General features: G+C 45.6%; 10 protein-coding genes. 2 read left to right on the top strand and 8 right to left on the bottom strand.

Annotation, left to right across the window (positions count from 1 at the left end; translation table 11 throughout):
* Positions 1–82: 82 nt before the first annotated feature.
* From odhB to sdhC, 6 genes are all read right to left on the bottom strand, one after another.
* A complete protein-coding gene (odhB, locus tag KI742_RS10480; protein WP_005382177.1) occupies positions 83–1,291 on the bottom strand; it encodes a 2-oxoglutarate dehydrogenase complex dihydrolipoyllysine-residue succinyltransferase in 1,209 nt (402 codons plus the stop codon).
* A 28-nt stretch (positions 1,292–1,319) separates the two neighbouring features.
* Positions 1,320–4,145 carry a 2-oxoglutarate dehydrogenase E1 component gene (sucA, locus tag KI742_RS10475; RefSeq protein ID WP_005382176.1) on the bottom strand — a complete coding sequence of 942 codons (2,826 nt, stop codon included), beginning with the start codon at positions 4,143–4,145 and terminating at the stop codon, positions 1,320–1,322.
* 171 nt (positions 4,146–4,316) lie between these two features.
* Positions 4,317–5,027 carry a succinate dehydrogenase iron-sulfur subunit gene (locus KI742_RS10470; RefSeq protein WP_005382174.1) on the bottom strand — a complete coding sequence of 237 codons (711 nt, stop codon included), beginning with the start codon at positions 5,025–5,027 and terminating at the stop codon, positions 4,317–4,319.
* A 15-nt stretch (positions 5,028–5,042) separates the two neighbouring features.
* Positions 5,043–6,809 carry a succinate dehydrogenase flavoprotein subunit gene (sdhA, locus tag KI742_RS10465; RefSeq protein ID WP_005382172.1) on the bottom strand — a complete coding sequence of 589 codons (1,767 nt, stop codon included), beginning with the start codon at positions 6,807–6,809 and terminating at the stop codon, positions 5,043–5,045.
* The gene (gene sdhD, locus KI742_RS10460; protein ID WP_005382169.1) at positions 6,810–7,154 is read right to left on the bottom strand and encodes a succinate dehydrogenase, hydrophobic membrane anchor protein; all 345 of its coding nucleotides are present in this window, start codon (positions 7,152–7,154) and stop codon (positions 6,810–6,812) included.
* Positions 7,148–7,540, bottom strand: a complete 393-nt coding sequence (gene sdhC, locus KI742_RS10455; protein ID WP_017634811.1) for a succinate dehydrogenase cytochrome b556 subunit — start codon at positions 7,538–7,540, stop codon at positions 7,148–7,150. Before sdhC ends, sdhD begins: the two co-directional genes overlap by 7 nt.
* 396 nt (positions 7,541–7,936) lie before the next feature.
* On the opposite strand from sdhC, the gene KI742_RS10450 reads away from it, so the two are divergent.
* Positions 7,937–9,226 (top strand): citrate synthase, encoded by a 1,290-nt coding sequence (locus tag KI742_RS10450; RefSeq protein ID WP_005382163.1) that lies wholly within the window; start codon positions 7,937–7,939, stop codon positions 9,224–9,226.
* A gap of 92 nt (positions 9,227–9,318) precedes the next feature.
* On the opposite strand, the gene KI742_RS10445 is transcribed toward KI742_RS10450, so the two are convergent.
* A complete protein-coding gene (locus tag KI742_RS10445) occupies positions 9,319–10,077 on the bottom strand; it encodes a Nif3-like dinuclear metal center hexameric protein (protein WP_285385215.1) in 759 nt (252 codons plus the stop codon).
* A 232-nt stretch (positions 10,078–10,309) separates the two neighbouring features.
* Between KI742_RS10445 and KI742_RS10440 the strand changes: the two genes are divergently transcribed.
* Positions 10,310–11,083 carry a DUF1853 family protein gene (locus tag KI742_RS10440; RefSeq protein ID WP_285385216.1) on the top strand — a complete coding sequence of 258 codons (774 nt, stop codon included), beginning with the start codon at positions 10,310–10,312 and terminating at the stop codon, positions 11,081–11,083.
* Between the two features lie 61 nt (positions 11,084–11,144).
* Here KI742_RS10440 and pgm read toward each other — a convergent pair whose 3' ends face one another.
* Entirely contained in the window at positions 11,145–12,791 is a 1,647-nt protein-coding gene (gene pgm, locus KI742_RS10435; RefSeq protein WP_025766986.1) for a phosphoglucomutase (alpha-D-glucose-1,6-bisphosphate-dependent), read from the bottom strand.
* Positions 12,792–12,847: the final 56 nt, after the last annotated feature.

The following is a 12,847-nucleotide window of genomic DNA, read 5'->3' as shown; positions in this document are numbered from 1 at the left end:
ATGAAGGCCAAACGTTGAGCTAGTCTAGCCATTGAAATTTTTAACGTCTAGCTACCTACGATAACTAGACGTTTTAGCGATATTAAACGTCTAATAGGAGACGTGCTGGGTCCTCTAGTAACTCTTTAATCGTTACTAGGAAGCCAACTGATTCACGACCATCAATTAGGCGGTGATCGTAAGATAACGCTAGGTACATCATCGGCAAGATTTCAACTTTGCCATCCACTGCCATCGGACGCTCTTGGATCTTATGCATACCAAGAATCGCTGATTGAGGTGGGTTGATGATTGGTGTAGACATTAGTGAACCGAACACACCACCGTTTGTGATAGTGAAGTTACCGCCCATTAGCTCGTCTACCGTTAGCTTGCCATCACGACCTTTAATAGCCAGCTCTTTGATGCCTTTTTCAACATCAGCGAAACCAAGCTTGTCACAGTCTTTTAGGACAGGTGTAACTAGACCACGTGGAGTTGATACCGCCATGCTAATGTCGAAGTAGTTGTGGTAAACAATGTCATCGCCATCAATCGAAGCATTTACTTCTGGGTAACGCTTAAGCGCTTCTGTTACTGCTTTCACGTAGAAAGACATGAAGCCCAAACGAATACCGTGACGCTCTTCGAACTGATCTTTGTACTGCTTACGAAGGTCCATGATTGGTTTCATGTTCACTTCGTTAAACGTCGTTAGCATTGCCGTGTTGTTCTTCGCTTCTAGCAGACGGTTAGCGACTGTCTTACGAAGGCGAGTCATTGGAACACGCTTCTGACTGCGAGCCGCTGCCGGCACGTCAACCACTGCTGGCGAGTCTTCTTTTGACGCAGATTTAGCGTTCGCAAGATGCGCTTCAATATCTTCACGCGTAATACGACCACCAACACCAGTGCCTTTCACTTGGCTTGCTTCTAAGCCATGTTCAGCCAACAAACGGCGCACTGCTGGGCTTAATGCGTCATTACTTTCTTCGCTAAGCGCAGCTTTGTGACGCTTATCAGGAGATGCTTCAGTACCTTCTGTTTTGTCTGCAGTTGGTTCACCTGCAACTGCGCCTGGCTTCAATTTAGCAATGATTTGTTTAGAAAGTACTGTCGCACCTTCTGCTTCAACAATAGCTTCTAAAACGCCAGCTTCCGGAGCTGGAACCTCTAGCACAACTTTGTCTGTTTCGATGTCAACCAAAACCTCGTCACGCTCTACTGCGTCGCCTGGTTGTTTGTGCCATGTCGCTACGGTTGCGTCAGCAACTGATTCAGGTAAATCTGGAACCAGAATTTCAATTGTCATATCTGTTTCTTCCTTTAACTTCTAATTCTTAATTCGAAGTTTTTGAGTTCACGTTCAGAGCGTCTTCAACCAACGCTTTTTGTTGTTTCAAGTGCACCGACATGTAGCCAACTGCTGGCGAAGCAGAAGCTGGGCGACCTGCGTATTTAAGATTTGCACCTGCAGGAATAGCGGCACGGAAGTTATGTTGGCTACAGTACCAAGCACCTTGGTTCTGAGGTTCTTCCTGACACCACACGAAGTCTTCAACGTTAGTGTATTGAGCAATTGCTGCTTGTACTTCTTCCATTGGGAATGGGTAAAGCTGTTCAATACGCACGATAGCAACATCGTCTTGCTCGTTGTTACGGCGCTGCTCTAGTAGGTCAAAGTAAACCTTACCAGCACAGAACACGACACGTTTCACTTTGCTTGGTTCTAAATCATCTACTTCTGGAATTGCAGATTGGAATGTACCATCCGCCAAGTCTTCAATCGTTGAAGTACATAGAGGGTGGCGCAGCAAAGATTTCGGCGACATAACAATGAGAGGTCGACGCATTGGGCGTACAACCTGACGACGAATCATGTGGTACACCTGAGCCGGTGTTGAAGGAACCACAACCTGCATATTTTGCTCAGCACAAAGCTGAAGGTAACGCTCTAAACGTGCAGATGAGTGCTCAGGGCCTTGACCTTCATAACCATGAGGTAGAAGCATAGTAAGACCGCACAAACGCGCCCACTTTTGCTCGCCTGACGAGATAAACTGGTCGATAACAACTTGTGCACCGTTGGCAAAATCACCAAACTGTGCTTCCCAGATAGTTAAACCACCTGGTTCGGCTGTTGCGTAACCGTATTCAAACGCCAACACAGCTTCTTCTGACAATACTGAGTCAAAGACTTGGAATGGCCCTTGGTTGTCATGAATATTCGCTAATGGAATGTAAGTGCTTGCATCGGTTTGGTTATGAAGAACCGAGTGACGGTGGAAGAAAGTACCACGACCCGAGTCCTGACCAGAAAGACGAATACGCTTGCCATCGTCAACCAATGTAGCATACGCCAATGTTTCAGCCATACCCCAGTCAATGGCTTTTTCACCGGTCATCATTGCTAGACGATCGTTGTATAGCTTATTAACACGGCTTTGCAGTTTATGGCTTTCTGGGTACTGACACAGACGATTGCCTAGCTCAATAAGGCGTGTCTTGTCGTATTTTGAATCCCACTCCATATCCCATTCGTGCCCTAAGTAAGGGGACCAGTCTACAGAGTGCAACGCCATTGGACGCCATTCTTTAACAACCACTTCACCGCGATCTAATGCATCGCGATACTCATTGACTAACTGAGTCGCTGTCTCGATATCTGATTCATTTTTATCGATCAGAACATCTGCATACAATTTGCGTGGTGTAGGATGCTTTTTGATTTTCTGGTACATCAAAGGCTGAGTCGCATTTGGCTCATCCGCCTCATTGTGGCCGTGGCGACGGTAACATACAAGATCGATCACGACATCGCGCTTGAACTCGTTACGGTAATCCAATGCAATGCGAGTAACAAAAGCAACTGCTTCTGGGTCATCTGCATTTACATGGAAAATTGGCGCCTGCACCATCTTCGCGATATCGGTACAGTACATCGTAGAACGCGTGTCACGAGGATTAGACGTCGTAAAGCCTACTTGGTTGTTGATGACGATACGTACCGTACCACCAACTTGGAACCCACGAGCAAGAGACATGTTGAACGTTTCGGCAACCACACCCTGACCAGCGATTGCAGAATCACCGTGGATGGTGATAGGAAGCACTTTGCTACCTTGATTATCACCCAAGCGATCTTGACGTGCTCGAACTGAGCCCATGACTACTGGGTTTACGATTTCTAGGTGCGACGGGTTAAATGCAAGTGCTAAGTGAACATCACCGCCAGGAGTCGCAAAATCAGCAGAGAAACCTTGGTGATATTTCACATCACCCGTACCCCAAGTTTCGTCGTGTTTACCGGCGAACTCATCAAACAGGTCTTGAGGTTTCTTACCAAGTACGTTCACCAGCATGTTCAAACGACCGCGGTGAGCCATACCGATAACCACTTCACGCATTCCACTTGTACCCGCATGACGGATCAACTCTTTCGTCATCGGAATCAGCGCATCACCACCTTCTAAAGAGAAACGTTTTGCACCTGGGAATTTCGCCCCGAGGTAACGCTCCAAACCTTCAGCGGCTGTTAGCTCTTCTAGGAATGTGCGCTTCTCATCTTTGTTGAATGATGGCTGGCCTACGACAGACTCAAGGCGTTGCTGAATCCAACGCTTTTGCTCTGTGTCAGTCATGTGCATGTATTCAGCACCGATGGAACCGCAATAAGTTTTGTTGAGGGCTTCATAGATATCTTTCAACTTCATGGTTTCTTGCCCAACAGCAAAAGAACCTACGTTGAAAGTTTCTTCGAAGTCATCTTCGGTAAGATTATGAAAAGCAGGGTCTAACTCCGCCACTGTTGGGCGTTGCCATAGACCTAGTGGGTCTAATTCTGCAGCTTCATGCCCGCGGAAACGGTATGCGTTGATTAGCTGTAGAACTTTTACTTGTTTTGCATCGACATCTGGGTCACTAACTTGGACATTGTAATGCTTTGTTTCTCTAGCGAGTCGTCGGAAGTAGTCACGGACACGTGAATGTGGTTGTTCTGCCACTTCTTCTGATGGCTTAGGCAAGCCTTCAAAAACACGTTTCCACTCCTCACTTACCAGATCGGGATCACTTAGATACAGTTCGTAGAGGTCCTCTACATACGTTGCATTGGCGCCAGCCAAGTGTGAAGACTCGAGCCATGCCTTCATCACGCCGTTGTGCATATTTTCCCTTAACCAGTAGTTTTCACGTTTGCTTCGGTCTTTGCCGAGCTATAAGAGCCGACTAAAAATACGGTCGGCAATTTTTGTATTCTTTACTCGAATATTACTGAAGCAGTGAAGCGGTCATATCGGGTGATCCGCAACACTGCGACATTCCTAAGAGCGAGTAAATTAAACCGAACGATTAACCAACATCGACTTAATGTGACCGATGGCTTTCGTCGGATTTAATCCCTTAGGACAAACACTTACACAATTCATGATGCCATGGCAACGAAAAACGCTAAATGCATCATCAAGATCAGACAAACGTTCATCTGTTGCCGTATCGCGGCTATCAATTAGCCAACGGTACGCTGCGAGAAGACCAGCTGGGCCGATGAATTTATCAGGGTTCCACCAGAATGATGGGCAAGACGTTGTACAACATGCACACATGATACATTCGTACAATCCATCTAAATGCGCACGATCATCAGGCGATTGTAGGTTCTCACGTGATGGTGGTAATGCACCATCATCAATCAAGAATGGTTTAACTTTCGCATAGTTATCATAGAACTGCGTCATGTCAACGATAAGATCGCGCACGACAGGTAACCCTGGTAGTGGACGAATAACTATCTTATCGCCTTGTAGAGCAGATAACGGTGTGATACACGCTAGGCCGTTTTTACCATTCATATTCAAACCATCAGAACCACATACCCCTTCACGGCATGAGCGACGGAACGCGATGCTTGGATCTTGCTCTTTTAGCAGAATCAATGCATCAAGCACCATCATGTCTGAGCCTTCGTCTACCTCAAGGGTATACTCTTTCATGTAAGGCTTGGTATCCACATCCGGATTGTAACGGTATAAAGAGAAGTTTAATTTCATAGTCGTATCCTCCCTTTAGTATGTACGTACTTTCGGCGGGAAAGCTTCACGATGCGTTGGCGTCATGTTCACATCACGCTTAGTCATCGCTTCTGTTTCCGGATTGTAGATAGAGTGGCATAGCCAGTTCTCATCATCACGCTCAGGGAAATCGAAACGAGCATGTGCGCCACGACTCTCTGTACGGTAGTTTGCTGCAACGGCAGTTGAAAACGCGGTTTCCATCAGGTTATCAAGTTCTAGACACTCAATACGCTGCGTGTTGAACTCTGAAGACTTGTCCGCTAGATGCGCATCTTTCAAACGTTCGCGAATCACTTTCAACTCTTCTAGACCGGTTGCCATCGCATCGCCTTCACGGAATACCGAGAAGCTGTTTTGCATGCATGCTTGTAGGTCTTTACGAATCTGAACTGGATCTTCACCACCAGTGCTGTTTTCCCAACGCATAGTACGCGCTAGAGACGCTTCAATATCAGATTCTGTTGCAGGACGAGCTTCTGCTTGCGCTGCTAGCGTTTCGCCAAGGTGCAAGCCAGTAGCACGACCAAATACGACCAAGTCTAGTAATGAGTTGCCGCCCAGACGGTTAGCACCGTGTACCGATACAGAAGCAATCTCACCACATGCGTAAAGGCCTTGTACTTCCATCTCGCTACCGTCGGCCTTCTGCTTAATTGCTTGGCCAGAGACTTGAGTAGGTACACCACCCATCATGTAGTGACAAGTTGGAATTACTGGAATTGGCTCTTTCACTGGGTCAACGTGTGCAAATGTACGAGACAGTTCACAGATACCTGGTAGACGTGATTCAAGTACTTCTTTACCAAGGTGATCAAGTTTCAACTTGATATGTGGACCCCAAGGACCATCACAGCCGCGGCCTTCACGAATTTCAATCATCATTGAACGAGCAACCACGTCACGACCAGCAAGGTCTTTCGCGTTTGGTGCGTAGCGCTCCATGAAGCGTTCACCATCTTTATTTAGAAGGTAACCACCTTCACCACGACAACCTTCCGTCACTAGAACACCCGCGCCAGCAATACCTGTTGGGTGGAACTGCCACATTTCCATGTCTTGCATTGGAACGCCTGCGCGAAGTGCCATACCAACGCCATCACCCGTGTTGATGTGCGCGTTAGTGGTCGATGCGTAAATACGACCTGCACCACCTGTAGCTAGAATGGTTGCTTTCGATTTGAAGTAACAGATTTCACCCGTTTCCATACAAATCGCAGTACAACCCATGATTGCGCCGTCTTGGTTTTTCACAAGATCCAAAGCGTACCACTCCGAGAAGATGGTTGTTTTGTGTTTTACGTTTTGCTGGTAAAGCGTGTGAAGAAGTGCGTGACCAGTACGGTCTGCAGCAGCGGCTGTACGAGCAGCCTGCTCACCACCAAACTCTTTAGATTGGCCACCGAATGGACGTTGGTATATGGTACCGTTATCAAAACGAGAGAATGGAAGACCCATTTTTTCAAGCTCGATAACTGACTCAGGACCATTTTTACACATGTATTCAATCGCGTTCTGGTCACCGATGTAGTCGGAACCTTTAACGGTATCGTACATGTGCCATTGCCAATCGTCTTTGTGCGAGTTACCCAGAGCAACGGTAATGCCGCCCTGTGCAGACACAGTATGAGAACGTGTTGGAAATACTTTTGACAACAAAGCACATGATAGGCCTTGCTCTGAAATTTGTAGTGCAGCGCGCATACCTGCACCACCAGCGCCGATTACTACGGCATCAAACTCACGAACTGGAATAGACACTTACGCACCCCACAGAATAAATAGACCAGAGAAGACATAGCCGAATAGCACGGCAATAACACCAAGTTGTAGTGCGCCACGTAGTTTCGCGCACTTAATGTAATCAGTTAATACTTGCCACAAACCAACCCAAGCGTGAATCAGGATCGAGACAAGTGCCAACATGGTGAATACTTTAGTGAAGGTACCACCAAAGAATTGGGTCCAAGATGCGTAAGAGATATCTGAAAATGCACAGAAGCTAATCAGATAAATCGTGTATAGCGTCATAATGATTGCAGTTGCACGAATTAGTAGGAAATCGTGTACACCATTACGACCAAATGAAGATACGTGTTTTACCATACCAAGATCCCCGCCAATAATGATAATACTGCTGTTGCACCAAACGCGACTTTAGCGCTCATCGTGCCTGAATCTAGTTCTTCAAAGTGACCTAGATCCATCAATAAGTGACGGATACCACCTGCGATGTGGTAGGCAAGTGCAGTAAGAATTCCCCACAGGATGAATTTTACGAAGAAGCTATCGACGATGTCAGCGGCTTCCATAAAACCCATTGGGGATGACAGAGAAATGGATAGTAACCACAGTAATATACCCACCGCAACAAACGTAATTACCCCAGACACACGGTGTAGGATGGATGCGATTGCTGTGATAGGAAAGTGGATGGTCTGTAAATCTAAATTAACAGGTCTTGACTTTCTTTCTTTCACGGGCTTGCTCACTCAGCTCCATTGAGCATTTATTGTTATAACCAATTTCAGCTTCCAAACGTACAAAAGTTAACATCTATTTAACAAATATCGCGAGTAACCACTCAGATAATTGTAAACAAGTTGTTAACAAACGGAATCCAGCAACAAACCTCACTCTTTGTTTCTAGCCCCGAATTTATAAGGATTTAACTAAAATTTTCTTTGCCAATATACGGCGAGCAACATTCTAATACAATTGGTGTAACAAATTATGCTACATAGAACAGATTTTTAACGATTTTCATGAGAAAAATCATAACAAGTGCACACAAAGATGGAGAAAAATTGACTTTAAGCTTTAACAACAGTACAAAAATGGCACATAAACATCCTGGACGGATTAAATAATAAACAAAGGAGATTGTTATGGCGGATAAGAAAGCGACCCTTCATGTTGAAGGTCAAGCGCCAATCGAACTGCCAATTATGGACGGTACGCTAGGTACACCTGTAATTGACGTTCGTAAGCTGGGAGCCAATGGTTACTTTACTTTTGACCCAGGTTTTCTTGCCACTGCATCTTGTGAATCATCAATCACGTACATCGATGGCGGCAAAGGTATTCTTTTGCACCGCGGTTTCCCGATTGATCAATTAGCCAATAACGCAGATTACTTAGAAGTATGTTACATCCTTCTTTATGGTGAAGCCCCTACCCGAGAACAATACGAGCAATTCAAAACGACCGTTACTCGTCACACAATGGTACACGAGCAAATCGCAAGCTTTTTCCATGGCTTCCGACGCGATGCTCATCCAATGGCGGTAATGTGTGGTGTAGTTGGAGCACTTGCAGCCTTCTATCACGACTCTCTTGACATTAACAACGACGAACACCGCGAAATTGCAGCGTACCGTCTGCTGTCAAAAATGCCAACACTGGCGGCGATGTGTTACAAATACTCTATCGGTCAGCCATTTATTTACCCTCGTAACGACCTTAGCTACGCAGAGAACTTCTTGCATATGATGTTCGCAAACCCTTGCGAAGAGTATGAAGTAAATCCTGTGGTTGCCCGTGCGATGGATAAGATTTTCACTCTACACGCGGATCACGAACAGAATGCGTCGACATCAACTGTTCGCCTAGCTGGCTCTTCTGGTGCGAACCCATTTGCATGTATTGCCGCTGGTATTGCATCCCTTTGGGGGCCTGCTCACGGTGGCGCAAACGAAGCCTGCTTGAGAATGCTAGAAGAGATTGGCAGCGTCGATAACATCCCTGAATATGTAGACCGCGCGAAAGACAAAGATGACCCATTCCGCTTAATGGGCTTTGGTCACCGCGTTTACAAGAACTACGACCCACGTGCGACAGTAATGCGCGAAACGTGTCATGAAGTTCTCAAAGAGCTAAACATTCAAGACCCTCTGCTAGACGTTGCAATGGAACTTGAGCGCATTGCACTTTCTGATGAGTACTTCGTGTCTAAGAAGCTGTACCCGAACGTAGACTTCTACTCAGGTATCATTCTTAAAGCGATTGGTATTCCAGTTTCTATGTTTACGGTTATCTTCGCGATTTCTCGTACCATCGGCTGGATTGCTCACTGGAACGAAATGCACAGCGATCCACTGAACCGCATCGGTCGTCCTCGTCAGCTATACACTGGCGAAACACAACGTGAGTTTTCTCCACTTCACGAACGTGAATGATCTTTTAGTACGAAGATAGACAAACAAAAGGGTTGAGATTTTCGTCTCAACCCTTTTTTCTTTTTTGCGTTTAACGTTATTAATGGAGAACGCTAAACCGGATTATCAATATCGATAAACTCCACATGTAGGCCATATTCATCCGCTAGCCATTTGCCTAAGGCCTGAACACCATAACGCTCAGTAGCATGATGACCTGCAGCAAAGTAATGAATGTCCATTTCACGAGCAGTATAAGTGGTGCGCTCTGAAATTTCTCCAGAGATAAATGCATCCAGCCCGTGCTGTACAGCAAGTTCAATGAAATCCTGCCCTCCACCAGTACACCAGCCGACTGTCTCAATCATCTTATCAGTATTCTCTGGAGCGATATGCAGAGGCTCTCTTTCAAGAACTTGGTTGATCTTACTCGCAAATTCAACACCAGACATCGGCTTTTTCAAGCGCCCAAACATAACAACTGACTGAGGGTGCCCTTCAAGCCCACCTTCTACTTCGATTTCAAGTAAGCGAGCTAATTCAGCGTTGTTGCCTAGCTCTGGATGAATATCTAGAGGAAGGTGATAACCATATAAGTTGATATCATTTTTGATCAGGCTACGAATTCGTTTACCTTTCATGCCACGAATTGGCTCAGGCTCACCTTTCCAAAAATAGCCATGATGAACAAGCAATGCGTCTGCATTAAGCTCAATCGCTTTATCGATTAAGGCTTGAGAGGCGGTTACGCCAGTGATAATACGCTTTACGGCTGGCGTCCCTTCTACCTGTAACCCGTTTGGTGCGTAATCTTTAATTAACTGCGGTGACAGTTTGTCATTAAGAATCTGTTCTAGCTTTAAGTTATTCATTATTACTTCCAATTTCTAGCGCATGTAAACCTAAATAACCTCTCGATGAAATCAGACCGAGAGTGTGCAACCTAGTTGATACAACAACGTTTTGACATCTGGCACCTTGATATCATTTAGGTATTTAAAGTGTATCTCGAACCCTAATATCGATGCTAGCCACCCTACCCTCAAAAGCAAATTTAGTTACAATAACAAAGCTTGTCGCCTCACCATACATTTAGGGATACGGATGAACCAACTGCAACGCTTTTACCAATGGATCGCCACTTCACCTCCTCTTTTCAAGTTACGCCCTCCGTTTGCAACCTTAGAGGATCTTACGGTAACGCCTTTAAAGAACACTGAGCAATACAATGGTAATCCAAGATTGGGCTTTTTATATCAGCACTTATGCACTGCAGTTCTCTCTAGTTCAGAACGATATCAGGTTATCGCGGAAGAGGTTCAGTTAAACGACATCGAAGGTAAGACCATTGGTGCTATAGATTTGGTGTTGCGGAATACAGAATCAAATCAAATAGAACACTGGGAAGTGGCGATTAAGTTTTATCTTCTTTATAACGGCGTTTGGTATGGTCCGAATGCTCACGACCAGCTGCATACAAAACTGAATAGAATGCTTACTCATCAATTGAAAATGAGCGATCGCCCGGAATTTCAAAAAATAATTCCGTTAAACGACGCCCCACAAGAGCGCCTAATGATGCAAGGACGACTCTATATTAATCCGTTTATTCCAGAGCCACCCCCTAAGGAGTGCTTGGGTTATGAATTAAATCCAAGTCAGATTAGTGGTTACTGGTGCTATCAAAGTCAATGGGATTTAATTGGTAAACCCCTTTATCATTTACATAAACCATGCTGGGCGATCGGTACAGACGATTTCTCTCAACCTATTGAAAAGCCTTTAGATCGATTCATACACGCACAAACGGAAGACGGTCAATTCTGGTTTGTAGTACCAGATTCATGGCCCGGAGATAAAGCGGTTCGGGGCACTTAAACATGAAAGGGTTGATGTTTTCACATCAACCCTTTGCTAGATACATTGACCATTGGGTGTTTTACAAACCAGCGGCTGCAAATACTTGATTAACTATTTCTTGTGCTTCAGCTTCGATTTGTTTCAGATGTTCTTCACCTTTGAAGCTTTCACAGTAAATCTTGTAGATGTCCTCTGTGCCTGATGGACGAGCAGCGAACCAACCGTTAGCTGTCGTTACTTTAAGGCCACCAATCGCAGCACCATTGCCTGGTGCATGCGTTAGACGAGCAGTGATCGCATCACCTGCTAGAGTTTCAGCCGCAACCATTTCTGGTGACAACTTCTTCAATACGTCTTTTTGTGGGCCATTTGCTACAGCTTGAATACGGTTGTACTTCGACTCACCGTGCTTCGCCGCTAGCTCTTCATAGTAATCTTGAGGGTTCTTACCCGTTACCGCAGTGATCTCTGCTGCTAGAAGGCATAGCAAGATACCATCTTTGTCTGTTGACCAAGGCGTGCCATCTTTACGAAGGAAAGACGCACCAGCACTTTCTTCGCCGCCGAAACCAAACTTACCAGTGTACAGACCGTCTACAAACCATTTGAAACCAACAGGCACTTCACATAGCTCACGACCTAGATCCGCAACAACACGGTCAATCAGCGCACTTGAAACTAGTGTTTTACCAACAGCGACGTCTTTACCCCACGCGTCACGATGACGGTACAAGTAGTCAATACAAACGGCTAAGAAGTGGTTCGGGTTCATCAAACCTTTTGGCGTAACGATACCGTGACGGTCGTAGTCAGGATCGTTACCAAATGCTAAATCGTATTCGTCTTTCAGTGCCAATAGACCCGCCATTGCGTAAGGAGAAGAACAGTCCATACGCACAACGCCATCTTTATCTAGCGACATGAATTGGAAAGAAGGATCGATCGATTCACTTACTAGCGTTAGGTCTAGGTTGTATGCCTGACCAATTTGACGCCAGTAATCGATACCGCTGCCACCCAATGGATCTACACCAATCTTCAGGTTCGCTTTTTGGATTGCTTCCATATCGATAACGTTCACCAGGTCATCAATGTATGGCTTCACCAAGTCCATCTCTACAAACAGATCCGATGCTTTTGCTTCTGCTAGTGGTAGGCGTTTAACACCTTGTAAACCTTCAGCAATCAATTCGTTCGCACGATCTTCGATAGCTTGAGTCAACTCAGCTTCTGCAGGACCACCATGTGTCGGATTGTATTTGATACCGCCGTCTTGTGGTGGGTTATGTGATGGGGTAATAACGATACCGTCTGCTTTTTCATCGTGTTTGATGTTGTAAGTCAGAATCGCGTGTGAAATACCCGGTGTTGGCGTGTAACCGTTGTCTTGCTGGACAATCACTTTCACACCATTTGCAATCAATACTTCAATCACACTTGAAAAAGCAGGCTCAGATAGCGCATGCGTGTCTTTACCCACAAACAACGGGCCAGTTGTGCCTTGCTCAGCACGAACTTCTGCTACCGCTTGAGCGATCGCTAAAATGTGGTTTTCGTTAAAAGTGTGCTTGTCTGCAGTACCGCGGTGGCCAGAAGTACCAAATTGAACTTTGTGTTCTGCGTTTGCCGCGTCTGGTTGAAGTAAGAAGTAGTTAGCAACGAGTGCTGGGATATTGTGAAGATCTTCCTGCTGCGCTTTTTGCCCAGCACGAGGGTGCATAGCCATGTTTGACATCCTTTCTTTCAATACAAATAAAATTAAAAAAGCCTCATAATATCCGC

The organism is Vibrio sp. D417a (assembly GCF_030248595.1).
Lineage (GTDB): Bacteria > Pseudomonadota > Gammaproteobacteria > Enterobacterales > Vibrionaceae > Vibrio > Vibrio alginolyticus.
The sequence above is the reverse complement of the archived record's forward strand: the minus strand, read 5'-3'. Positions and strand labels throughout refer to the sequence as shown.

Bases quoted from the DNA above. Each gene is read 5' to 3' on its own strand.
- odhB (WP_005382177.1), bottom strand. From the start codon at position 1,291: ATGACAATTGAAATTCTGGTTCCAGATTTACCTGAATCAGTTGCTGAC.
- sucA (WP_005382176.1), bottom strand. From the start codon at position 4,145: ATGCACAACGGCGTGATGAAGGCATGGCTCGAGTCTTCACACTTGGCT.
- KI742_RS10470 (WP_005382174.1), bottom strand. From the start codon at position 5,027: ATGAAATTAAACTTCTCTTTATACCGTTACAATCCGGATGTGGATACC.
- sdhD (WP_005382169.1), bottom strand. From the start codon at position 7,154: ATGGTAAAACACGTATCTTCATTTGGTCGTAATGGTGTACACGATTTC.
- KI742_RS10450 (WP_005382163.1), top strand. From the start codon at position 7,937: ATGGCGGATAAGAAAGCGACCCTTCATGTTGAAGGTCAAGCGCCAATC.
- KI742_RS10445 (WP_285385215.1), bottom strand. From the start codon at position 10,077: ATGAATAACTTAAAGCTAGAACAGATTCTTAATGACAAACTGTCACCG.
- KI742_RS10440 (WP_285385216.1), top strand. From the start codon at position 10,310: ATGAACCAACTGCAACGCTTTTACCAATGGATCGCCACTTCACCTCCT.
- pgm (WP_025766986.1), bottom strand. From the start codon at position 12,791: ATGGCTATGCACCCTCGTGCTGGGCAAAAAGCGCAGCAGGAAGATCTT.